21 protein-coding genes are annotated in these 24,270 nt (G+C 38.3%); 2 read left to right on the top strand and 19 right to left on the bottom strand.

Features of this window, described 5'->3' with window-relative positions; all coding sequences use genetic code 11:
• Positions 1-12: 12 nt before the first annotated feature.
• From NFR44_RS00210 to ftcD, 14 genes are all read right to left on the bottom strand, one after another.
• Complete coding sequence (locus NFR44_RS00210) at positions 13-489, bottom strand: hypothetical protein (RefSeq protein WP_251439832.1); 477 nt, start codon at positions 487-489, stop codon at positions 13-15.
• Between the two features lie 85 nt (positions 490-574).
• Positions 575-1,018, bottom strand: a complete 444-nt coding sequence (locus NFR44_RS00205; protein WP_251439830.1) for a hypothetical protein — start codon at positions 1,016-1,018, stop codon at positions 575-577.
• Entirely contained in the window at positions 1,015-1,356 is a 342-nt protein-coding gene (locus NFR44_RS00200; RefSeq protein WP_251439829.1) for a hypothetical protein, read from the bottom strand. Before NFR44_RS00200 ends, NFR44_RS00205 begins: the two co-directional genes overlap by 4 nt.
• Before the next feature lie 164 nt (positions 1,357-1,520).
• A complete protein-coding gene (locus NFR44_RS00195; RefSeq protein ID WP_251439827.1) occupies positions 1,521-2,147 on the bottom strand; it encodes a prepilin peptidase in 627 nt (208 codons plus the stop codon).
• A 149-nt stretch (positions 2,148-2,296) separates the two neighbouring features.
• The gene (locus NFR44_RS00190) at positions 2,297-2,728 is read right to left on the bottom strand and encodes a competence type IV pilus major pilin ComGC (protein WP_371875153.1); all 432 of its coding nucleotides are present in this window, start codon (positions 2,726-2,728) and stop codon (positions 2,297-2,299) included.
• Between the two features lie 30 nt (positions 2,729-2,758).
• Positions 2,759-3,943: a type II secretion system F family protein gene (locus NFR44_RS00185; protein WP_251439825.1), complete on the bottom strand. Its 1,185-nt coding sequence runs from the start codon at positions 3,941-3,943 to the stop codon at positions 2,759-2,761.
• Complete coding sequence (locus NFR44_RS00180; RefSeq protein WP_251439823.1) at positions 3,930-4,976, bottom strand: type IV pilus twitching motility protein PilT; 1,047 nt, start codon at positions 4,974-4,976, stop codon at positions 3,930-3,932. The genes NFR44_RS00185 and NFR44_RS00180 overlap by 14 nt, the downstream gene beginning before the upstream one ends.
• A 113-nt stretch (positions 4,977-5,089) precedes the next feature.
• Entirely contained in the window at positions 5,090-6,199 is a 1,110-nt protein-coding gene (locus NFR44_RS00175; RefSeq protein ID WP_251439820.1) for a GspE/PulE family protein, read from the bottom strand.
• A gap of 272 nt (positions 6,200-6,471) precedes the next feature.
• Positions 6,472-7,716: an imidazolonepropionase gene (hutI, locus tag NFR44_RS00170; RefSeq protein ID WP_251439817.1), complete on the bottom strand. Its 1,245-nt coding sequence runs from the start codon at positions 7,714-7,716 to the stop codon at positions 6,472-6,474.
• Positions 7,717-7,997: 281 nt separating this feature from the next.
• Positions 7,998-10,046, bottom strand: coding sequence for a urocanate hydratase (hutU, locus tag NFR44_RS00165; RefSeq protein ID WP_251439814.1), 2,049 nt, complete (start codon positions 10,044-10,046; stop codon positions 7,998-8,000).
• A gap of 341 nt (positions 10,047-10,387) precedes the next feature.
• Positions 10,388-12,673, bottom strand: a complete 2,286-nt coding sequence (locus tag NFR44_RS00160) for a bifunctional dihydroorotate dehydrogenase B NAD binding subunit/NADPH-dependent glutamate synthase (RefSeq protein ID WP_251439811.1) — start codon at positions 12,671-12,673, stop codon at positions 10,388-10,390.
• A gap of 349 nt (positions 12,674-13,022) precedes the next feature.
• On the bottom strand, positions 13,023-13,643 hold the full coding sequence (locus tag NFR44_RS00155) for a cyclodeaminase/cyclohydrolase family protein (RefSeq protein ID WP_251439808.1): 621 nt from the start codon (positions 13,641-13,643) through the stop codon (positions 13,023-13,025).
• Between the two features lie 78 nt (positions 13,644-13,721).
• On the bottom strand, positions 13,722-15,392 hold the full coding sequence (locus tag NFR44_RS00150; RefSeq protein ID WP_251439805.1) for a formate--tetrahydrofolate ligase: 1,671 nt from the start codon (positions 15,390-15,392) through the stop codon (positions 13,722-13,724).
• 191 nt (positions 15,393-15,583) lie between these two features.
• On the bottom strand, positions 15,584-16,477 hold the full coding sequence (gene ftcD / locus NFR44_RS00145; RefSeq protein ID WP_251439802.1) for a glutamate formimidoyltransferase: 894 nt from the start codon (positions 16,475-16,477) through the stop codon (positions 15,584-15,586).
• 208 nt (positions 16,478-16,685) lie between these two features.
• On the opposite strand from ftcD, the gene NFR44_RS00140 reads away from it, so the two are divergent.
• Positions 16,686-17,255, top strand: coding sequence for a HutD family protein (locus NFR44_RS00140; protein WP_251439800.1), 570 nt, complete (start codon positions 16,686-16,688; stop codon positions 17,253-17,255).
• A gap of 91 nt (positions 17,256-17,346) precedes the next feature.
• Here NFR44_RS00140 and NFR44_RS00135 read toward each other — a convergent pair whose 3' ends face one another.
• Complete coding sequence (locus NFR44_RS00135; protein ID WP_251439797.1) at positions 17,347-18,633, bottom strand: dicarboxylate/amino acid:cation symporter; 1,287 nt, start codon at positions 18,631-18,633, stop codon at positions 17,347-17,349.
• 309 nt (positions 18,634-18,942) lie between these two features.
• Between NFR44_RS00135 and NFR44_RS00130 the strand changes: the two genes are divergently transcribed.
• A complete protein-coding gene (locus tag NFR44_RS00130) occupies positions 18,943-19,686 on the top strand; it encodes a formate dehydrogenase accessory sulfurtransferase FdhD (protein WP_251439792.1) in 744 nt (247 codons plus the stop codon).
• A gap of 76 nt (positions 19,687-19,762) precedes the next feature.
• On the opposite strand, the gene NFR44_RS00125 is transcribed toward NFR44_RS00130, so the two are convergent.
• The 4 genes from NFR44_RS00125 to fdhF are packed head-to-tail and all read right to left on the bottom strand — an operon-like array spanning position 19,763 to position 24,256.
• The gene (locus NFR44_RS00125) at positions 19,763-20,998 is read right to left on the bottom strand and encodes a molybdopterin molybdotransferase MoeA (protein ID WP_251439790.1); all 1,236 of its coding nucleotides are present in this window, start codon (positions 20,996-20,998) and stop codon (positions 19,763-19,765) included.
• A gap of 50 nt (positions 20,999-21,048) precedes the next feature.
• Positions 21,049-21,540 carry a 4Fe-4S dicluster domain-containing protein gene (locus tag NFR44_RS00120; RefSeq protein ID WP_251439787.1) on the bottom strand — a complete coding sequence of 164 codons (492 nt, stop codon included), beginning with the start codon at positions 21,538-21,540 and terminating at the stop codon, positions 21,049-21,051.
• A complete protein-coding gene (locus NFR44_RS00115; protein ID WP_251439784.1) occupies positions 21,537-22,067 on the bottom strand; it encodes a 4Fe-4S dicluster domain-containing protein in 531 nt (176 codons plus the stop codon). Before NFR44_RS00115 ends, NFR44_RS00120 begins: the two co-directional genes overlap by 4 nt.
• Positions 22,064-24,256 carry a formate dehydrogenase subunit alpha gene (fdhF, locus tag NFR44_RS00110; RefSeq protein WP_251439781.1) on the bottom strand — a complete coding sequence of 731 codons (2,193 nt, stop codon included), beginning with the start codon at positions 24,254-24,256 and terminating at the stop codon, positions 22,064-22,066. Before fdhF ends, NFR44_RS00115 begins: the two co-directional genes overlap by 4 nt.
• Between the last annotated feature and the right edge of the window lie 14 nt (positions 24,257-24,270).

Raw genomic sequence — 24,270 nt, 5'->3', positions numbered from 1 at the left:
CAAAATATAATCTTAAAAGTTCTCCTTTGAAAAGCCAAAGTAAAATATATTAGGATATATGACAACATCAGTAATTTTCTCATAATCACTACCTCTAATAGCATTAGCACGCCCATCTACACGAGTTCGCCAACTCATTCGAATAGGTCCTTTTTTCATAAGTTGAGAAAAAGGGGGCATTCCTTTTATGGGTGCCACAATCAGCTCACCCCATTGTGGGCTTAAGGAAGATGATGAAATAGCTTGTGCCTGACCATCACTCAAAATACGGCTGGCTTCGCCACCAACAATGCCATATTGTCTAAAACCATCTTGCAATACATAATTGCCCATACGACTTACCGTCATTTGTTTTGGACTTTGCTTCGTATAATTAGCAATTGTCAAACGAGTTGTTGTTGCATCTAAATATACTTCATTACTAATTTGCCATTGTTGCCACCATTTTACTGATGTTCCCATAAGACTTAGTAACGCTAATAAAGCCATACAAATAATAGTAGAACTTATAAGTAACTCAGCTAATAAAAAACCGCTAGCACGGTTCCCATAATATCGTGCATGACGATTTATTCTAATCAGAAATCCCTTCCCAGATATATGTTTTGAAATGAACCAATTCCTGTTGTTCATAATATCCTATAACCTCTAATTCTTTAACCTCCATATCATGCGCTGTCGTACTATGAACTGTACGTTCCAATCTATAAGGAACTTCTACCTTTGGTATATGCCCTAATGTGCCTGTATGTTGATAATTATATTTTCCCTCTTCCATAGCTGTTATAGCTACTTGAATCAATTGTTGTTGTATATTAGCTTTACGCCATTGCATTATCAAAGACCCCATCAATGCAGTAATCGTTAAAATAAATAATACTGTAATTACAGTACCGCCTAAGGCTTCGGCATAGAGATAACCGGCTCTATAATCTTCTCTATGATCTTCTTTATAATCTGCTTTGCGCATATCCAATTTGCTAAATAATTCCCTAATACACCGCACTGTCATAGTCAAAAACTCCCCTCCACCCATCTAATACGAGGTGTTTGCTGTGAAAAAATAAATTTACGATATAAGTGCAATGGATAATCATAAAGTTCATAACTAAATACGTCATTTTGACCATCATAACTACCTAGGTATACCGCTTGCTGTAATCTTGAATTATTAACAAGTTTCATAGTATTCGGTAAATGTATATACTGCGTCCCCCAAAGTTCGCCATATAAATTACTACTATATTCATCTGGCCTAATATACATTGTATTTACCGGACTTATTATAGCCCCTGTACTGCCATTAAAAGATATAAACTGCATTCGTTTTAATGTATAGTAAAACTGTCGACTCACCTCATCAAAACGCCTTGTCTCACTCAAGTTAGGAGATAAAGCTAAATGAGCCATACTAAGTAGTAAACCGAGCAATGTTAAATAAATTAAAACTTCAACTAATAAAAAGCCTTGTTGAGATTGTTTAAATACACTATATTTATGGCCTATCTTTTTTCTTCTAGTTAGTAAATCAATATCTGGCCACCTCCCTGCTCCCAAATATACAAACACCAAGCAGCCATACATAAAAAAGGACCAAAGGGTAGTATATATAGTTTTTTTCTAGTTAATAGCCAATACATAAGAAGCCAACAGGTACCACTAATAAAAGCCAATACTATTGCATACCAAAGAGCTACTGGTGATAACCATAAAGCAAATGTACTGCACCATTTTATATCACCTAATCCTAACCCTTCATTTGATACTTTTCGAAGTAAGAAACCACCTAACCAAACTAAGGCTGCTGAAATTATTACACTCTTCCAAGCTCCATTTATTAGCCATATTCGACCTAACCCACTTATAGACAATAAAATAGCACCTTCATCAGGAAGAATCAGATACTGCTTGTCGATGGTAGCGCCTATAAAAAGAGTAACTCCGAAGATTATGGTTAAAAATAACTCACTTAAAGATTTCATAAAATATGCACCACTTAATCCAACTAGTAAACCTATACATACACAAAGTAGATAAAACTTATCAGAACGCCGTTCTCGTCCTACAATAAATTCCCTTAAGAGATAGAAACTACCCATACCTGCTAATAGGCCACATATACTGCCAATACTAATTTGAAACCACATATACTAACCACAACGTCCCTTTTATACAATGACAGGCCTGCTTAAAACCTATAGATATTTATAAATAGATGTAACCTATACATTTAATAAGTGAATATAAATAACCATATATTCTAAATCTATATGTTTTAATTATTTAATAATATTCTTTAATTAGTTTCACTAACACTGTCCGAAGCTGTTACTACAATATGGCTACCAGCTCCGCCTCCATTGCTTTCAGAAGTAACTGTATATTCACCACCTTTAGGTGTTTTAACGGCTTCAGATAAATAACCAGCTTTATATAAATCATCAACTGATGGTACTTGATTAGTTGATTTATCTACCATATAAAGCTGAGCTGCATTAGCAATCGTTTGTGTATCAGCTTTGATTTTAGCATCTCGCGCCTTATCACCAGCCGATAAAAATTGTGGCATTGCAACTGCTGCTAAAATTGCAATAATAGCAACTACTACCATTAATTCAACTAATGTAAAACCACCTTGTTTCTTGCGCTTCATTTGTATAGCTTTACGATACGCCATCACCCATTGTTTCACACGTTCTGTAATTGACATCATAGATATTGTTCCCATAACTAACAATCCTTTCTTAACCTAATATTTTTATACATTTTGCATTGCTGTCACAGCATTAAACATTGGTAACATAACAGCAATTACTAAAATAGCTACCCCTATCCCCATAAGAGATACCATGATAGGTTCTAACATTTGTTGTAGTTTATTCATATAGCGATTAGTCAATTGTTCATAATACGTAGCGCCATGATGTAACATGTCGCCCATATCCCCTGTTTCTTCCCCAATCATCACTAACTCCCATAAAAATTCATTACCCAGCTTAACTTCTTTCAAAGATTCCCCCAATGTACGGCCATGACTAATTTCTTCACATACCCTATGCTGTAATTGTTCTGCATACAGATTTCCCCAAAGTGAACCTGTTAAGTTGAGCATTTCTGTAATCGTCAAACCACTATCTAGTAAAATAGCCCATACCTTTGTAAGCCTAGCTAAATAAAAACAATCAAACCATTCGTGACCACTGCCACATTGCCAAAACTTTCGCAATATTTTAAAACGAAACTTCGATTGTTGCCAGAGCCACCATATAAAAGTCCCTACACTTAATAACAATGCACTACAAAGCCCTGCATGAAGCGTAACAAAATCACCAAAACTAAATAGTAATTTTGTCAACCACGGTAATGGTACTTGCATGGACATAAACACTTTTTTAAAGGCCGGTAAAATAAAACCTACAGCTACGCCAATAAATAGCAACATTAGGCCTAGTAAAAACAAAGGATACGCTGCTGCACTACTAATTTGGCGTTGCCAAACCATTTGTTTCTCATAATACCCTTTAATCTGTCCAAAGCTATTGCCTAAAGTCCCTGCCGCTTCACCAGCTTGTAATAAAGCACAACCTATGGCAGGAAATCCTAACTGTCCCAATACTTCGGATAATACATGCCCCCGCTGAACCGCTTCATTAATAGCCTTATAAGGAATTCGCTTTGTCGGCTTATCACTCAAAAATTGCATAACACGACGTATAGAAATCCCCGCCTCTAATAAAAGTGACATGCGATAAGAAAACTCTACAATATCCTTATAAGCCCACTTTTTATTACCTGACTTTGTTTCCTTAATAATATGCAATGATAAAATCTGAAAACCTCTATGTCGCAACTTTTGCACGACTTCTTCGCTAACTTCTGCCCACATGGTATCTTCTTGTATCACCCCCTTTGCATCGAAGGCGCGATAACTATAACATTTCATAACTCTGTTCCAATACCTCCTTAAATTCAGGACGAGAACCCCACTCTTTTTCAAGCGCTGCCACTGCCATTTCCATCGTTTGCATCGGCGGCTGCGTTTCTTGAATAGAAACAATTTGAGGTTCCTTGCGTTGCCTAATTAAATTGGCTACTGCTGGCGTATTCAATAAAATATCCCGCGCCACAATAAATTGATTGTCTATACGAATTAAACGTTGACACAATACAGCACGCAAGACTTGCGATAACTGAGCACGCACCTCTTCTTGTTGTTCCGCTGGAAATACAGATATCATTCGATTAATAGCCATAACAGCCCGCTGCGTATGCAAGGTAGCAAATACTAAATGCCCTGTTTCAGCTGCATGTAAAGCCGCCTCCAATGTTTCTCTATCCCGCAATTCCCCAATCATAATCACATCTGGATCTTCCCGAAGTGCATCACGTACACCTTCTGCCATAGAAACCATATCTTGCCCCAACTGTCGCTGATGGATTAAACTTCCTTTATTGTGAAACGTAAATTCAATAGGATCTTCTAATGTAATAATATGTTTATGAGCTTCCTCATTAATACACGCCAAGCAAGATGCTAATGTATAGCTTTTGCCAGAGCCTGTAGCCCCTGTAATGAGAACTAACCCTTCTTGTAATTTCACTATATGATGCAATAATTTACCTGCTTCGCCTTTAGGTAACGCTAAAGATTGATTATATAAAATACGCAAAGTGCCACACATTGTCTGTTGTGACTTATATAAATGAACGCGAACACGAACTGTTTGAAAGGTAAAAGCACTATCTTTTGATTTAGATTTCGTCAATCCCTTATCACTCATTAAGTCATCTTCATTCTTTAGCTCCCCCCGTTCACAAGCAAACTGAATCTCATCAAATACACAACTCGAAACACTACTATTTTCACCTACTTGTAGGTCACGACCTAATCGAAAATAAGGCTCTTTTCCCGTTTCCAAATGAATATCGGTAGCCCCTATGGCTATAGCCTTATTTAATAATTCAACTAACTTCATCCGCTCATCCCTTACTATCCGTATGCTCTGCTTATTCACAACATTCTATGTATTCATAATTTTCTACTACTCACAATATTTAACTTATTCACACTGAAAGAATTCGTATCTAACTATATGTCTATACAAATTCCACTTTGAAGAATGGCTTGTTGCGTAGTTAAGCCCTGTTGTACAACAGTCTTAGCTGATGTTTGTAATGTTGGTTTTACATATCTTGCTAAAGTGTCTGTATTCCAACTACTTAAATTAGCTGGTACCGACCATAATTCATATAAAGCTAAACGTCCATGAGTACCCGTGGTAGTAACTCGGCGTACCAACCGCTGAGCTAAAGCCCCTAATAAAGTTGCCTTTAATAAATAATCTTCAATACCCATATCTAGCAAACGTTCCCTCACACCAAGAGCAGTATTCGTATGAATAGTCGCCAGTACACGATGCCCCGTAAGCGCTGCTTGAACAGCCAATTCTGCGGTTTCTGTATCACGAATTTCACCAACCATAATCGTATCCGGATCTTGTCGCAATACAGCCCGCAAAGCTCTAGGAAATGTCAACCCAGCTTTAGGATTAATCTGTACTTGAATAGCCCCAGGAATATCTGCTTCTACAGGATTTTCTAAGGAAATAACATTCTCAGCCTTAGTATCCAATAATCTGAGCAATGCATATAAAGTACTCGTTTTACCCGATCCAGTAGGGCCCGAAATCAAAAACAAACCATACGGCCGTTGTAAAATTTCTCCAACAGCTTCTCGCACCTCTGCTGACATGCCTAATTCAGCTAAACTCTTATAACAATTTTCATTCCCTACAATACGACATACAATCGTTTCGCCATAAATTGCCGGCAACGAAGACACCCTAAGTAACACTTCCTTAGCAGATACTATTTTAGAATTATTGGTAGCACCTCCCACTTTCTCCACATCTACACTAGTAAGACTTCTCGATTTATCTACAATGGATGAATCATGCCAACACCAACGACCATCTTGAGGCAAACGCTTTTCACTAATATCTAGGCCACTTAAAATTTTAATACGATTTATAACTTGTTCCGCTTCACGACCAGTTATAGTTCGATACGCTTCCAATACTCCATCAATACGAAAACGAATTAAAATCCCCTCTTTTATCGCATCAAAATGAATATCACTAGCTTTTGCCACCATTGCCTCATGAATAATGGCATCTAGCTCAAATTCTACTTGAAACATAAAAATAACAACACCTCCCTGTCGTCTACCAAAAATATCAACTCTATAAAAGCAACTTACAACTCAACCTATTTCAAATATCATACATACACCTTTAAAAATCACTGCTAACGAAGAATTCTCGAAAAAATTTTTAACTCCTGCCAAATCGCACTAATGGTATGAACTCGCACTGACAGTGTGAATAAACTAAATAAAAATATAAAAAAAGTGCCAAAAGCAATAAAGCCTTTGGCACTATAAAATCATAAATTCAATTTTACTCATCAAACCTACGCTTGATGTACTACTTTACCTTTTTTAATAACAGTTTCCACAATATTCACACCCGTATGGTATGGCAAGAATTTATAGGAAGGATATTGAAGAATCACAATGTCAGCTTGTTTTCCCTCTTCAATGGAACCAATCTGATCCGCCCGTCCTACAGCAGCTGCCCCATTTAGGGTAAGTGCTGTAATCGCTTCTTCCGCTGTCATCCCCATATAAATAACTCCAAGAGCAATCATAAGTGGTACAGAATTTGTAAAACCACTGCCTGGATTAAAATCAGTTGCTAATGCTACGGCACAGCCTGCATCAATCATTTTACGAGCTGGTGCAAATTGTTCTTTTAAACAGAATGCGGTTGTCGGCAATAAAGTTGCCACTGTATCACTGTTCGCTAACGCCTTGACACCTTCATCAGAAGCATGCAATAAGTGATCCGCCGAATGACATCCTAGTTCAGCACCTAATTCAGCACCACCTAAGGTTACAATTTCATCGGCGTGAATTTTCAAATCGAACCCCATATTTTTAGCTTGTTGCAAGAACTGACGACTCTCTTCAATAGAGAATACACCTTTTTCACAGAAAATATCACAGAATTGTGCTAAATCTTTTTGTTTTACTTCTGGCATTACCTCATCAACTAAGAATTGCAAAAATTCTTGATTCCGCCCTTTAAATTCAGGTGGAATAGAGTGAGCCCCCATAAAGGTACGCACAATTTCAACAGGTTGACGATTTTCAAGCTCTTTCATTACTTCCAACTGGCGAATTTCAGTATCATGGTCCATACCATAACCACTTTTACCTTCTACCGTAGTAATACCAAAGGCCAACATTTTATTTAAAATATCTAAGCTATGATCAATTAATTCCTCAGCCGATGCATTACGAGTAGCCTGCATTGTATTATTAATGCCACCACCACGTTCCATGATTTCCATGTAGGTCATGCCTTCCATGCGCCACAAGAACTCATCAGCACGATATCCACCAAATACAAAATGAGTATGAGAATCTACAAAACCTGGTAAAACTGTTTTTCCAGTAGCATCAATTTGCTTATCTGCTGGTACGCTTGCTTCCCAACTTGGGTCATTACCAATCGCTTTGATACGTCCATCTTCAATAAGTACTGACGTATTTTCATAAATACGAACATCTTTCATAGCAGTACCTTTAAGAGCAGTATGCCCTAATGGGGTTACTACTTGAGCTGCATTTTTTACTAGTAATTGTTCTGACATATATCTCTCCTTAAATGGAACAGTAACCACTGCTAGGCTAAATAGTCCTAACAGTGGTTGCTATTATAATAAACTACTTAGTATATAATTTTTCTACCGTGTCTAAATCCTACCGAGCTGTATTTATATATGACTAACGGTATCTACCGAGCATTAATGACTAAGTAGAACGTTAGCTGTTAGAGCTAACATTTTTAGTGTATCACTTAATTGCTACTTTGGCGAGTAGTTATGATAGTTGCGAGTCAATCATAACTATTTAATAAGTAGACAATGTAAGCTTAGTCTTTAATCACTTTAGCAGTGGGATATACTTTAGCTACAGCGGCTTTTACTTTTGCATCATCAGCTACAAACGGAATTGTAATATGGCCTACCCCTGCTCGTGTTTTATTAAATTCCACAGCAGTTTCCATAGCATGTTCATTACGAGCCCAAGAACGACGAGCTACACCACCAATTACGTCCCAAGACATAGCAGAACGAATAATTTCATCCACACGATGGCTACCATCAAGCACAAGACCAAAACCACCATTGATAGCTTTACCAATACCAGTGCCGCCACCATTATGAAGAGCAATCAAACTCATGCCACGAGCTGCGTTACCTGCATATGTTTGAATCGCCATATCAGCCATTACATTAGAACCATCTTTAATATTTGATGTTTCACGGAATGGGGAATCTGTGCCAGATACGTCATGATGGTCACGACCAAGCATAACAGGGCCAATTTCACCTAAACGAACTAATTCATTGAAACGAAGAGCAATGCGTACACGCCCAACTTCATCTTGGTATAAAATACGAGCTTGTGTACCAACAACCATCTTGTTTTCTTCTGCATCACGAATCCAGTTATAATTATCGCGGTCTTGGTAACGACGATCTACTTCAATACATTCCATAGCTGCTTGGTCTGTTTTATGTAAGTCTTCTGGCTTACCACTTAAGCAAACCCAGCGGAATGGACCATACCCATAGTCAAAGAGATGTGGCCCCATAATATCTTCTACATAACTTGGCCAAATGAAGCCATCTTTATCATCAATACCATTTTTAGAAATTTCTTTTACGCCCGCATCATAAACAGCTTTCATAAAGGAATTACCATAGTCAAAGAAGTAAATACCTTTGCCAGTTAACTGTTTTAAAGCTTCAAAATGAGCTTTCAAGGTTTCATCAACTAAACTACGGAATTTAGCTGGATCCTCTGCCAATAAACGAGTCCGTTCTTCAAAGGAAATACCTTGTGGGCAATAACCACCATCATATACATTATGGCAAGATGTTTGGTCAGAAATTAAATCTACATGCACATCATTAGCTGCAATATATTCTAATAGGTCAACAATATTGCCATGGTAAGCATAAGCTTTACCTTCTTTAGCGGCCATAGACTCTTGCGCCATCTTAATAATTTCAGGTAAAGAATCAGATACGCCTGAAATCCAACCTTGATCTAAACGAGTTTTAATACGAGAGTAGTCAACTTCAGCTACAATAGCTACACAATTAGCAATTTCAGCCGCTTTACCTTGTGCACCACTCATACCGCCAAGACCAGATGTAACAAATAATTTGCCACTTAAATCGCCATCTACTGGGATACCAAGTTTCATACGACCCGCATTTAAAATGGTATTAAAGGTACCGTGTACAATACCTTGTGGGCCAATGTACATCCAGCCACCCGCTGTCATTTGACCGTAGTTAGCAACGCCCATTTCTTCAGCAATTTCCCAATCTTTAAGATTATCAAATAAACCTACCATCATACCATTCGTAATAATTACGCGTGGCGCTTCTGGTTTAGATTTGAATAAACCTACAGGATGTCCAGAAGCTACAACTAATGTTTGATCTTGAGTTACTTCTTCTAAATAGCGTTTAATTAATAAATATTGCATCCAGTCATGGCAAACGCTACCAGTTTCACCATATGTAACGAGTTCATATGGATATAAAGCAACTTCAAAGTCTAAGTTATTATCAATCATAACTTGGAACGCTTTACCTTCTACACAATTGCCTTTATATTCATCAATTGGTTTGCCATATAAACGACCTTCTGGACGGAAACGATACCCATAAATACGTCCTCGTGTAGTCAATTCTTCTAAGAATTCAGGAATCAATTCATCATGATATTCTTCTGGAATATAGCGAAGTGCATTTTTTAATGCCACTTCCGTCTGTTCTGGTGTCAAACGAAAACCACGATCAGGGGCCCGTCGAATCCCTTCTTCAAAGGTTTTCTTTGGCGGTAAGCCTTGAGAAAAATCAAGTTTAATGGTCATAGCGTCTTGTACAATTTTGTTATTCATAGGTCCACCCCTTTTGAAATGACTACAATATTTGCTTACGCATTGTATAGACTATACTGATTACATTTATTGTATACATTACTCATCTGAAAAACGTCTAACACTATTCGATTTATCTTGATTTCTAACATTGATTTTTATTTATATATATTAATGCCATTAATTCAATTAGACATAACTGTTAGACACATCAAAGAAAGATTTTTATACATAATTATAATCAAAAGCAAACTCCAATTATTTGATTACATTACAGAAGAAAACGGAAAATTAAAAATCAGCCTCTACCCATAAGATAGAAGCCGATTTCTTAACACCGAAATATTATTTTAATAACTATTTTATTTAGATAAATATTCATCAATCGCTGTAGCAGCTTGTTTACCCGCACCCATAGCTAAAATTACAGTCGCAGCCCCAGTCACTGCATCACCACCAGCAAAGACGCCTGGCCGTGAAGTAGCGCCTGTACTTTCTTCGGCAATAATACCACCCCACGATTGCGTATCAAGCCCTTTTGTAGTGGAGCGAATCAATGGATTTGGATTAGTTCCTAAAGACATGATAACTGTATCACATGGAATAACAAATTCAGAGCCTACAACCTCTTGTGGACGACGGCGACCGGATGCATCAGGCTCACCTAATTCCATCTTAATACATTTAACACCTGTTACCCAACCTTTATCATCATGAAGAATTTCAATTGGGTTTGTTAATAAGTTAAACTCAACTCCTTCTTCCTTCGCATGATGCACTTCTTCAGCACGGGCTGGAATTTCATCTTCACTACGACGATATACAATCTTAGACTCGGAGCCTAAACGCAACGCTGTCCGCGCAGCGTCCATAGCCACATTACCAGCCCCTACAGTAACACATACTTTGCCAATAGCAATCGGTGTATCATAACTATCATCATAGGATTTCATAAGATTGGCGCGCGTTAAAAATTCATTAGCCGATAATACACCATTAGAAGATTCACCAGGGATATGCATAAATTTAGGTAAACCTGCCCCAGAACCAATGAATACAGCTTTAAAGTTTTCTTTATCCATCAATTCGTCAATAGTCACGGTACGACCAATAATTACATCCGTTTCAAACTTAACGCCTAAATTTTTAATATTTTCTACTTCTTTATTTACAATGCGGTCTTTTGGTAAACGGAACTCAGGGATGCCATAAGCTAATACGCCACCTAATTTATGCAACGACTCAAATACTGTTACCTCATAGCCCTTCTTAGCTAAATCACCGGCACAACTAAGCCCTGCTGGACCAGAGCCAATAACAGCCACCTTAATACCTTTAGCCGGCTCTTTTTCACCAAAGACTACACCATTTTGAAGATTGGTATCCGCTACAAAGCGCTCCAATTTACCAATCGCTACTGCTTCATTGCGTATCCCCATAACACATGCGCCTTCGCATTGTTCTTCTTGTGGACACACTCGACCACAAATAGCCGGTAAAGCACTTTGCTGTGCTATAATACGACCCGCTTCTTCAATATTCCCTTGCTTTAAGGCTTGAATAAAGCCTGGAATATTAATATGTACTGGACAAGCTTGTACGCAACGAGGTACTTTGCAATCTAAACACCGTTGAGCTTCCAGCATAGCTTCGGTTTTACTATAACCATAACATACTTCTTCAAAGTTAGTAGCGCGCACCGCTGGATCTTGCTCGCGTACTGGAATTCGTTTACTCTTATCTGTCAATTCCGTGGTTTCAACACTATCCTCCGCTTTACAAGTACAATCAGGATTAGGATGAGCTTTATCCATTTCACGAATTAGTTTACGCCCTTCCTCCGATTTATACATAGTCTGACGTTGCATAGCATTATCAAAATCAACTAAATAGCCATCAAATTCAGGACCATCTACGCAGGTAAACTTAACTTCATCTCCAATAGTAACACGGCAAGCACCACACATACCGGTACCATCAACCATAATTGAATTTAAGGACACAACAATCGGAATCCCCAATTCTTTAGCTGCTAAGGTAGCAAATTTCATCATAATCATGGGACCAATGGCAACAATATGATTATATTCTTTACCTTTGGCAATTAAATCCTTCATACAAGCTACTACATTACCATGAAAGCCCGTAGAGCCATCATCAGTCGCTAAATATAAATTACCCGCTACCGAACGCATATGCTCTTCATAGATAATTAAATCTTTATTACGAGCCCCTATAATCACATCGGCTTTACAGCCACGAGATCTTAAATATTTAACCTGCGGATACACAGGCGCCGTTCCAACCCCACCGCAAAGGAATAATATTTTCTTTTCTTTTAATTCTTCATCAGAAAGTTCTGCCAAATCAGTTGGATTCCCTAAAGGACCTACAAAATCAGAAAGCAAGTCCCCTTCTTCTAATTTAGCTAATTTTTGAGTGGAGTCACCTAAAGTCTGAAATACTATACTAACAGTACCAGCTTCACGGTCATAGTCAGTAATAGTCAATGGCACACGTTCACCGTATTCACCATGTTTTACAATAACAAATTGACCAGGCAAAGCAGATTCCGCCAAACGGGGGGCTAAAATATCATACTGATACATATTAGCATGTAAAACTTCCTTTTTGACAATTTTATACAAGAGAACTCACTCCTTTAATACTAAATACCTATTAGAGCATTGACAAAAGCTATCAACACCTTACCTCATCCCTGAAGTTACATCAAATACTATCTGTCAAACGTGAACGCCATAACTATCAAGCTTTGATGTCATTACTATCATTTTACACCCATTATAGTAATAATTAAAATTACATTTGCGCATAATAACTGTATTATATTTATCAAAAACAGTTGCAGGCTACAACATTTGTCATAAAAAGTATACCTTACTATGTATTCCACTGTTGGCCCTTAGAGTAAATGCTGAAAAAAACAGAGCAGTCACAACATGCCTGCTCTGTTTTACTGTCAACACGGTTTATATATTATAAAACAACTTTACTTAATAAGCCTTGTTCTTTTTCATCGACACTATTTTCAATAGCTTCCATTTTAGCTGTTAAATCAGCTACAAAGGCTTCATCTTTAATGCTGCCCAAATTGATCTTTACATTTAAGAATGCACCATGCACGGAAGTACGTGCATTCATAGTGGCTACAGCACCATCAGTAATAGCGTTTTGATTACCTTTTTCAATAACAGTCGCTGCCATTGGTAGTAATTCATTCGCTAATTCGCCAATTTTAAATGGCACCAAAGCGGCCCCTTTAGTGGCTTCTTGAATCGCTGCGGAGCGAGCTTTTTTATCTTCGTCACTTTCTTTTGGTAATTTGAAAGCATCCATAATTTTATTAAATGCTGCACTATCTTCGTCAATATATGCCAAGAATTGTGCTTTCATTTCATGTGCTTTAGCTTGAATGTCTTTCATTTCAGCTTCTACAGCTGCATATTTTTCTTTACCAATGGTCAAAGATGCTACCATTTCAATCAAAGCAGCTGCCGCTGCACCATTAAGGGCTGCTACACTACCGCCACCAGGAGCTGGTGAACTTGAACCAGTTTCATTAATAAAACCTTCTACGGATAATGCTTTTAATTCCATTGTGCCTCCTATAATTGAAGTATGTTTTATGATATGTTTTATAATGTGTTTTATAATTAGTGGTTTACCATAACCGAACTAGAATAAACCTGAAATCTTGCCATCTGCATCAATATCCATATTTAAAGCTGCTGGTTTCTTAGGTAAACCAGGCATTACCATAATATTGCTAGTTTGACAAACAATAAACCCAGCCCCATTAGCTACACGGACATCTTGCACATTAATAGTAAAGCCTTTTGGTGCCCCTAATAAGGCAGGATCATCGCTCAAAGAGTACTGTGTTTTAGCAATACATACTGGTAATTTGTCAAGACCCCATTCTTCTAATTGCTTAATTTGTTTTTTAGCATTAGCAGTAAACTCTACACCTGTACCACCGTAGATTTTTTGTACAATCTTAGTCAATTTTTCAGGAATAGACTCTTCTTTATCATACATTGTAACTGGTTTAAGATTAGTACCTTCTACCATAGCCGCTACTTGCTTAGCCATATCGATACCACCATCGCCACCTTTTTCCCAACATTCATTGAGTGTTACATCCACGCCATAGCTATCACATTTTTGTAATAACTTTTCAATTTCAGCTGGTGTATCTGAGGAGAATTTGTTGATAGCTACCAATACAGGTAAGCCATAGGCCCGCATGTTTTCCACTTGTTTAGCAAGATTTACGAAACCTGCATTAACAGCCTCTACATTTTCTTCACCTAATTCAGTTTTCTTAACACCACCATGCATTTTTAATGCACGGATAGTCGCTACGATAACAACTGCTTTCGGAAAAATATCGCCATATGGGCATTTAATATCAAGGAATTTTTCAGCCCCTAAATCAGCACCAAAACCCGCTTCAGTAATAACAATATCACCTAATTTAAGAGCCATCTTAGTTGCTAAAATAGAGTTACAACCATGCGCAATATTAGCAAAAGGACCACCATGTACTAAGGCTGGTGTATGTTCTAAAGTCTGTACCAAGTTAGGCTTAATAGCATCTTTCATGAGCATTGCCATAGCCCCTTCACAGCCTAATTGATGTACATATACTGGATCTCCTGCATAATTACAACCAATTACGATACGACCAAAACGTTCTTTTAAGTCTTCAATGCTAGTTGCCAAACAAAGAGCCGCCATAATTTCAGACGCAACAGTAATCATAAAATGGTCTTCACGAGGGAAACCACATACTTTACCGCCCATGCCAACAACTACATTACGTAACGCACGGTCATTCATATCCATAACGCGCTTCCACGTAATTTGACGCACATCAATATTAAGGTCATTCCCCTGATGGATATGGTTATCAATCATAGCCGATAATAAGTTGTTCGCCGCTGTAATCGCATGCATATCACCAGTAAAATGTAAGTTAATATCATCCATTGGCACAACTTGTGCATAGCCGCCACCAGCAGCACCACCCTTAATCCCAAACACAGGCCCTAAAGATGGTTCACGCAAAGCTACAATGGCATTTTTACCAATTTTATTAAGCGCTTGGGTTAAACCAATACTTGTAGTTGATTTACCTTCCCCTGCTGGTGTTGGGGTAATGGCTGTAACAAGCACTAATTTACCATCTGGTTTGTCTTGTAACCGTTTTAACACATCTAAGGATACTTTGGCTTTATAATGGCCATATTGTTCCAACTCTTCTGGCAAAATGCCGCATTTTTCGGCAATGGCAGTAATTGGTTCCATCTGATTCGCTTGCGCAATCTCAATATCACTGAACATGAATGCACCTCCTATAGGGCTGATATGCGTTTGAAAAATAACTTTATACATTCTAATTTACACTAAATATGCACTTTTTTCAACTCCTATTACACATATAGGCGTTATAATCGACCCTAAATCGGCACTTACGCATCAAATCAAACCCTAATATGATAATATAAGCAGTTTTATTGTGAATTAGTCTACTCTTAGTCTAATAATTGTTTTTCTAAAATTTGATTAATATCAAAGTTTTCTACTTGTAAATAATATTCTGCAGCCATCATTAATGCAGCCATTGGTACAGTACCAATAATTTCACTACCTACAATGGATACACCATAGCGTTTAGCTTCCATTTTAATCATTTCAAATGCTTGATATACTGAGGATTTTTGGTAGTTTACTAAGTTCATGGACACTTGTACTTGATTACGTTCTTCTAACATAACGCCCATAGCTTTTACATAACGTAAACCACCGCCAATATGACGAATTTTCTTAGCAATCGCATCAGCTACAGCTAAATCGCTAGTGTTCAAATTAACATTAAATGCTACCAAAGATACACGAGCGCCTACAGCGGAGCAACCAGATTTTTCATTCATTTCACTTGGACCATAATCAGGTTTCCAGTTTTCATCTTTAATTTTTTCAAAGAAACCTTCATACTGACCTTTACGAACAGACGCTAAATTACGACGATCTTCTTTAGTACAAGCATCTTCATAAAGGTATACAGGAATACCCATTTCACCATATGCTTTACCAACTGTATTCGCAATTTCTACACATTCTTCCATTGTTACTTCAGAGATTGGTGTAAATGGAACTACGTCAACAGCACCGAAACGAGGATGAGCCCCTTCATGAGTACGCATATCAATTAATTCTACAGCTACTTTAGCCATATTAATCGCTGCTTCAGTTACAGCTTCTGGAGAACCAATTAAGGTCACTACGGAACGGTTGTGATCAGCGTCACTTGAATAGTCAAGAATTTTTAAATCTTTAATTTTGCGCGCTTCATCAACAATTTTCTCAACCTTTACCTTATCGCGACCTTCACTAAAATTTGGAACAAATTCAACTAACTTAGCCATACGATTGCCTCCATTCTGAAATGAACTCACTATAATCATGATGTTATAAAACAAAACATGAATTCTATACGTCCAATATACATCAACTATAACCAAAAAAACATCAAATTTTTTATATTTTAAAAAATTTTTGATTTTTGACACTTTTTAGACGTAGCTGACTTATAGTGTATATAGCGAATAGATGAAGTACCCAATAGGAGGCTTTATGGAAATTACAGTGATTGCTCGTCACCAAGCGACTACTTCTACCTGGTCCGGTGGCTCCACAACAGAGTTCTTTATATATCCACCGCAAAGCTCTTATGCACGAAGAGATTTTGCTATTCGGATAAGCTCAGCAACTGTGGATGTAGAATCATCTGAATTCACCTTACTTCCGGGGTATACCCGTCTAATTACTCCGCTAACAAATCAATTATACCTATCTTTTAAAGAAACAGCAGACACATATCATTTAAAACCGTATGAAGAAGCTTACTTCGATGGTGCTTATCACACCTTTTCAAAGGGGAAAGCAACTGACTTTAATGTTATGGTCCAACAAGGAATGAAGGTTAACTACTCTGTGTTAACTTCTTCTTCTCAACTTAATCCTCACGAACATAGATTTATCTATGTTCCCAACTTACCTTTTGTACCCTCTGCCAAGGCTCGAATAGGTAACCTCCAAATACAACCGGATACATTATATTATTTATCCGATTGCACGGAAACGGTTCCTTTATTCCTTGAGGATGCTGCTGTTAAGGTTCTCTATGTTGAAATATCCTCTTAGGATACTCTATACAAACTTCATCTTCTTTACAAAACGGCAAAACCCCTAAGTCTCCACACTTAGGGGTTTTGTTACGTTATAAAACTATTAATTATTTAGCTTCGAATTCTAAAGCTTCCAATTCTTCCTCAGTAAATGGTTCTTTCATTCGCTTAGTTAATTCTTCTGGCGAAATTTCATTTTCCCAACGTGCCACAACAGCGGCTGCTACACAGTTACCTGTTACATTACAGAAGGTACGCGCCATATCTAGGATACGATCAACACCAAGAATAATAGCAATCCCTTCAACTGGCAAGCCAAACGCTGCAGCCGTACCAGCAATAACGATTAAGGACGCCCCCGGCACAGCAGCAATCCCCTTCGTTGACAACATCAAGGTTACTAACATCAAAAGTTGAAGTTCTAAAGGAAATGGAATGCCATACACTTGAGAAATAAATACAACGGCTAACGCACTATATAATGTAGAGCCATCTAAGTTAAAAGTATAACCTAAAGGTAATACAAAGCTTACAATATGCTTAGGTAAACCCGCACGTTCTAGCTTTTCCATAGCAATTGGCAGAGCCGCTTCACTCGCTGCTGTAGAGAAGGCTAATACTAATGGCTCTTTCAATACTTTTAACAGCGGGAATAAATTTGTTTTTGTCAAAAATGAAGCAATAGAAATAACAATAACTAAGAATAAAATTAACGCTGCATAAAGACATAAAACAAGTTTTAACAATGGCAATAACATGCCAAGGCCAAATTCACCAACAGTATAGGCAATCGCGCCAAAGATACCAATAGGCGACACATACATAATATAATGAGTCACTTTGAACATTATGTGTGCCAAGTCCTTAGACAGATCGATAATTTGACGGCCATCTTTACCAGTACTAGCTGCCGCAATAGCAAACAAACAACTAAAAAAGATAATCTGTAGCATATCGCCACGTCCCATGGCATCCACAATATTCGTTGGTACAATATTAACCAACATTTGAATATGGTCTACCCCTTGAGCTGAAGCGACTTTATTAACCACTTCAGAAGCTCCATTTTGCGTTAACGCAACACCTACACCTGGTTCCATCACATTAACCGCAAATAAACCTACAATAAGAGCTAAGGTTGTGGCAAATTCAAACCAAAGAATGGCCTTACCGCCTAATCGTCCTAGCTTTTTGAAATCACCAGTACCAGCAATCCCCATAACTAAAGAGCTGAAAATTAAAGGGACTACAATCATCTTAATCATACGAATAAATACATCGCCTAATGGCTTCATGGCTTTACCAACCTCAGGTGCTACCCCACCAACAAGGACACCTGCTAATAAGCCAATTATAATCCAAGAGGCAAGGCTTAATTTTTTTAGGATTTGCATATTTCACTTCCTTTACTAACACTAGACTACTGTCCAACATACATTTTTTCATAAATAATATATAATACCAAGCTATTTTTAAAAGTCACCTTAAAATAGCATCACTGAATTATTATATATTTATAAATTTAGATTCGTCAACCAATTTTTAAGGTCACTCCCTCTTAAGTATTCCTATTTAACAATTGTCTACACTAGCTTTACATGATATTATGAGAATATATTTATTAACCTATATTTTTAGTAGAGAATAGTATTTATATACACTTTTATGAGAAATTAATGCGATTTACGCAAGGAGGTTTTCCTATGTACTCTCTATCAGCTACTAATCATTATGAATGCATTTCCTATCGACAAGGTGACGGTGCTAAGCAAGAACAGCTAGATATTTCACAAGAAGTGGCTTACAAATTATATATAGAAAATAAGCTCATCTCTACTTTAATTGCTTCGCCCCATGATTTTCGCGATTTAATTATCGGTTATTGCCTCATGGAAGGGCACGTAGAAAATGCAGATGATATTGCTTCTATTTTTATGAATCGTGAAACTCATCGCATTGATGTAACCCTCTCTCATGATATTCAATATTTCCATGATGCGGCCCCCACTTCACGGCCTCAAAAAAATAATACCTTCACCGTAACAGCTGATGAAATTTGCAGTTATGGTGGTCTATTGGATTCTATTACCAAAGCGCATCATACCTCTCATGGTGTTCACGAAGGTGCTATCGTGAAAGATGGTGAAGTGATTGCCTATGCCGAAGACGTAGGTCGTCATAATGTACTAGATCGTTTATTAGGTATTATCGTAACTAAACAAATTGATACGTCTGATAAAATTTTAATCTTTAGTGGCCGTGTACCTCAATCCGTTATAAAGAAAGTCAATCGCATTGGAGTTCCTATCATGTGTTCTCGAGCAATGCCAACAGCCTTAGGTATTGCGTTAGCTGAACAATACAATATTACCCTATGTAATGTGTTACGCCCTGATTCGTTTAAATGTATGACCCATCCCGAACGGATAAAAGACCTTTGTCGTTAATAAAAAAGCCCTATTACAATCGTTCAATATATCCTGGAAACGATTGTAATAGGGCCTTATTTATTATTGATGATGTTTAGTTATGATTTTTAAGCAATATAACAGGTACTATATCGCCAGCATCATAACTATGTATTCCTTGCTCTAATTTAGCCAAACCATTAGCCTTTGCTAACCCTAGCAACGCACTAGAGGTAAATACACGATTCGGTATAAAAGTAGCACCTTCTTCAGTATAGGTAATAACGCCTTGTACATACCGATCAAATGGATTTTTCTTATGAATGGCTACGCCTAAAGGTAAGGATACACTCATAAGTTCAGACACAGCATAACCTTGGCAAAAGCGTAAAATTGGCAACACTAATAAATGGAATCCATTATAAGCCGCTGTCGGATTACCTGATAGTCCAAAACAGAGTGTAAATTTACCTTCACCACGGTCAATTATACCACCATAGGAAGCGGCACCAGGCCTCATAAGAACCCTGTTATATAATTCTCGAGCGCCCAACGCTTCATAAATGGCTGGCATAGAATCAAATAATCCAACTGATACGCCACCAGTGCTCATGATTATATCAGCCTGCTGACTTAACTCTGTTACTGCTTTGATTTCCTGCTCTAATACAGCTGGATCATCACTAACATGATATGTCACCACTTCATAAAAACTGTGTTCGGCTAATAAATTTGTCAGCATAAACAAATTTGAATTATAGATTTTACCGGCCGTAAGTGGTTCTCCTACAGGTACTATCTCTCGCCCAGAGGTCAATACCAGTATTTTTAAAGGTACATACACCGGCACCGTAGCATAACCTAGTCCTACCGCTACTGCAATAACACCAGCATCTAAATAAGTGCCAGCTGCAATTACAGTCTCACCAACACTACATTCTTCACCTTGTGGCACAATATTGTCACCCTGCGTAATTTGTCCTCGCACAGTGATATATTCCCCATCAAAATCACAACGCTCCTGCATAATCATAGTGTCACAATCATCAGGAATAGGTGCCCCCGTCATAATTCGAACTGCTTCGCCAGCTCTAACTGGCCCATCATAGACTTCACCAGCACCAATCAAGCCAATTACTTTAAACCGTTGTTGATTTGCCACATAGGGAATCACAAATCCATCATAAGGCGATTTGCGAAATGGTGGCATATCACTTTGTGCTGTTAAATCCTGTGCTAAAACTCGTCCTAAAGCCTGAGACAGCGGTATATATTCAACAGCCTGTTTAGACCGTTTGGCTAATTCTGTATGCCATTTTTGCTGACTTGCTTCTACTGTAATTGCCTCCATATATTCCTGCTCCATGCCTCAAACTATACTACTATAAACTAAATACTCAACTATGCAAATGTTTTTCGTTTATGATCAATACACTCTTTCATAGTTTCTTCTGTCACTAATGTAAGTGCTTTTTTAGGGCAACCTTTTACGCAAGCTGGTGTGCCCGCTTCTGTATCAATACATAAATCACATTTTGTTGCTACCGTGCGGCCATCTTCTAATGGTGCCATACGCACCGCACCAAATGGACAAGCCAATACACATTCACGACAGCCAATACAAATATCTTCATCCACAAATATCATATTGTCATTGCGTTTGGAAATAGCATTAACTGGACAAGCAGCCATACAAGGTGCATTTTCACAATGACGGCAATGAACTGCTACTTTCAATTCTGGTTGTCGATAGGCTTTACACCGCGCCCGATGTAATGGATTATCCAACTGCACCTCAGCCATTCCCAAACCCTGATGTGACATAATACACTGCCGTTCACACATGCCACAGCCAATACATAAACTTACATCACAAAATACGAATCGATTCATGCTTGTCCCTCCTTTGCAGCCCATGCTTTTCTCGCTGTTTGGAGGTTCTTCTGACTAGCAATATCAGCGATACTATCTTCTACATAATACGTCAATGCTTCAGTTGGACAATGGGAAACGCAGGCTGGCGAGCCTTCTTCCGTATGGGCACAGAGGTCACATTTATTAGCTACCACCCGCACACCCGATTCATCCGAAAGCTTTTTCATCTGAATGGCGCCAAATGGACAAGCCATAGTACATTGCTGACAACCAATACAACGTTCTTCGTGAAGAAGAATGCTATTAGGTCCTTTTTCAAGCGCCCCTACTGGACATACAGTAACGCAAGGTGCATTTTCACAATGATGACATTGTACTGTCATTGTTTTTGTTTTAGTTTTTATTACATGAATACGTGGGAAAAAGTCTTCACTATCTGGATCTGTAGTAAAAATACCATTACCACGATGAGAAACTACACAAGCTACCATACATGTACGGCAACCAATACAAAGTAAGGGATTTCCTTTTACAAAACGATTCATGCGCCGGCACCTGCCTTTTCTATACCCATTTTTGCTCGAATAAGAGCATATTGTGATTTCACATATTCTTCTGCTTCTGCTTGATTGTCTAACTTTTCTACACGACAAGCACAGTACTTATATTCTGGTGTTTTACTCTTAGGATCTAATACGCCATTAGTCAACTCATTACAAGCACCAATCCACCATTGGTACGTCATATAAGTCGCCCCTTCTTTAGCCCGTTCTGTTGGCAAGCATCGTGTAATTAAGCTACCACGACGAGACCGTACACGCACTAAATCGCCTTGTTCAACGCCTAATGCTTCACAATCTTTAGGATTCATAGCAATCCAGCCTGGTTCATCTTCTAGTTGACGAAGCATACGACAGTTACCAGTCATAGTTCGTGCTGAATAATGACCTACTTCACGAACTGTACAGAAGGAAAGTGGATATTCATCATCTACTTCTTCTTTTACTGGCTGATAGTCATGAAAAACTAAGTTACCACGGCCATCGGCGGTTGCAAAATGACCATCTTTATGCAAGTACATAGTCCCTGTATCTTCCATACTTTCATCATAACAAGGCCATTGAACACTGCCAAGAGCTTCAATTTTCTCATAAGTTGCACCTGTAAATTTAGGTGCTAACATACGCATTTCATCCCAAATCTCTTTTGTATTATTGTAATGCATTGGATAACCCATAGCCGTAGCTAATAAACAGAGAATCTCCCAGTCTGTTTTAACCCCAGCTGGTGGTTCAATCACTTTGCGCACACGCTGGAACCCTCTATCACAACAAGTATAAATCGCATCATGTTCGCCCCAAGCTGTAGCTGGTAACAATACATCAGCATATTCAGAGGTACGATTCATGAAAATATCTTGTACGATAATGAGGTCAATCTTTTGAAATGCCTCACGCAATTCTTCTAAATGTGGGTCAGACTGAGCAGGGTCTTCACCGATAATATAATACGCATGAATTTGTTTCTTTGGATCTGTTTCTTCTAACACTTGTTCAGGCACTTGCGTTAGCTTTAACCCTACGGTTGGCGATAATTTTACGCCCCAAGCTTTTTCAAACTTTTCACGAATTGCATCATCTGTTACATCTTGATAGCCTGGATATTCATTAGGCAATACCCCCATATCACAAGTCCCTTGTACATTGTTTTGTCCACGCACAGGACCCACGCCAGTAGCATAACGACCATAGTTACCAGTTAACATAGCTAAGTTAGAGCAAGCCGCTACACTATCAACACCTTGTGAAAATTGGGTAATACCCATGCCCCAAAGGATTACAGAGTGTTTAGATGATGCATATAAACGAGCTGCTGCACGAATTTGCTCAGCTGGTACACCTACTTGTGCTGCAACTGCTTCTGGGGCATAGCCAGCCAATTTAGGAGCAAACTCCTCATAACCATTTACATAATTATTGACAAACTCTTCATCCACTAAGCCTTCTTCAACAATCGTATAAGCTAACGCATTTAATAATAATAAGTTAGTGCCACCTTTTTGTTGCAGATGAATATCAGCAATACGAGCAGTTTCAGAAATCTGTGGGTCTGCACAAATAATCTTAGCCCCTTTAGCTTTAGCTTTTACAATACGACGGGCAACAATAGGATGCGATGTCGCCCCATTATAGCCAATATTTAAAATAACTTCGGCATCTTCAATTTCGGGCACGCTTAAGGACATAGCCCCTTCACCAATGGTTTGCTTTAAGCCTGCTACAGATGCAGCATGACAAATACGCGCACAATGATCCACATTATTAGTACCAATAACAGCACGCATAAATTTCTGAGTCATATAGCCCGCTTCATTCCCTGGGCCACGAGCAGAACCGGCTGCCATAACAGAATCTGGACCATATTCTTTAATAATTGCTTTTAAACGTTCGGCGGTGAACTCAATAGCTTCTTCCCAACTAACTGGTTCTAAAGGACTACCTTTCCCGCCTTTACGAATCATAGGTGAGGTAATACGACGAGTTAAAATTTGTGGGTCATTTAAGTAATCCCAACCATAGAAGCCTTTTAAGCAAAGACGAGCCTCATTCGTACGCCCTGGCGCTCCCTTAGCTTCAATAATTCGATTGGCCTTCTTATCTACAGTAAACTCAATTTGACATCCCGATCCACAATACGGACATACTGTAACAATCTTCTCATAGTTACGCTGCATAGGGTACCCTCTCA

This window comes from Veillonella intestinalis (assembly GCF_943193155.1).
Lineage (GTDB): Bacteria > Bacillota > Negativicutes > Veillonellales > Veillonellaceae > Veillonella_A > Veillonella_A intestinalis.
The sequence above is the reverse complement of the archived record's forward strand: the minus strand, read 5'-3'. Positions and strand labels throughout refer to the sequence as shown.

Coding starts and splice junctions, on each gene's coding strand:
- NFR44_RS00195 (WP_251439827.1), bottom strand. CDS start 2,147: ATGTGGTTTCAAATTAGTATTGGCAGTATATGTGGCCTATTAGCAGGT.
- NFR44_RS00180 (WP_251439823.1), bottom strand. CDS start 4,976: ATGAAGTTAGTTGAATTATTAAATAAGGCTATAGCCATAGGGGCTACC.
- NFR44_RS00135 (WP_251439797.1), bottom strand. CDS start 18,633: ATGCAAATCCTAAAAAAATTAAGCCTTGCCTCTTGGATTATAATTGGC.
- NFR44_RS00190 (WP_371875153.1), bottom strand. CDS start 2,728: ATGGGAACAATATCTATGATGTCAATTACAGAACGTGTGAAACAATGG.
- ftcD (WP_251439802.1), bottom strand. CDS start 16,477: ATGGCTAAGTTAGTTGAATTTGTTCCAAATTTTAGTGAAGGTCGCGAT.
- NFR44_RS00140 (WP_251439800.1), top strand. CDS start 16,686: ATGGAAATTACAGTGATTGCTCGTCACCAAGCGACTACTTCTACCTGG.
- NFR44_RS00120 (WP_251439787.1), bottom strand. CDS start 21,540: ATGAATCGATTCGTATTTTGTGATGTAAGTTTATGTATTGGCTGTGGC.
- NFR44_RS00185 (WP_251439825.1), bottom strand. CDS start 3,943: ATGAAATGTTATAGTTATCGCGCCTTCGATGCAAAGGGGGTGATACAA.
- NFR44_RS00150 (WP_251439805.1), bottom strand. CDS start 15,392: ATGTTCAGTGATATTGAGATTGCGCAAGCGAATCAGATGGAACCAATT.
- NFR44_RS00155 (WP_251439808.1), bottom strand. CDS start 13,643: ATGGAATTAAAAGCATTATCCGTAGAAGGTTTTATTAATGAAACTGGT.
- NFR44_RS00210 (WP_251439832.1), bottom strand. CDS start 489: ATGGCTTTATTAGCGTTACTAAGTCTTATGGGAACATCAGTAAAATGG.
- hutI (WP_251439817.1), bottom strand. CDS start 7,716: ATGTCAGAACAATTACTAGTAAAAAATGCAGCTCAAGTAGTAACCCCA.
- fdhF (WP_251439781.1), bottom strand. CDS start 24,256: ATGCAGCGTAACTATGAGAAGATTGTTACAGTATGTCCGTATTGTGGA.
- hutU (WP_251439814.1), bottom strand. CDS start 10,046: ATGAATAACAAAATTGTACAAGACGCTATGACCATTAAACTTGATTTT.
- NFR44_RS00125 (WP_251439790.1), bottom strand. CDS start 20,998: ATGGAGGCAATTACAGTAGAAGCAAGTCAGCAAAAATGGCATACAGAA.
- NFR44_RS00115 (WP_251439784.1), bottom strand. CDS start 22,067: ATGAATCGTTTTGTAAAAGGAAATCCCTTACTTTGTATTGGTTGCCGT.
- NFR44_RS00130 (WP_251439792.1), top strand. CDS start 18,943: ATGTACTCTCTATCAGCTACTAATCATTATGAATGCATTTCCTATCGA.
- NFR44_RS00175 (WP_251439820.1), bottom strand. CDS start 6,199: ATGTTTCAAGTAGAATTTGAGCTAGATGCCATTATTCATGAGGCAATG.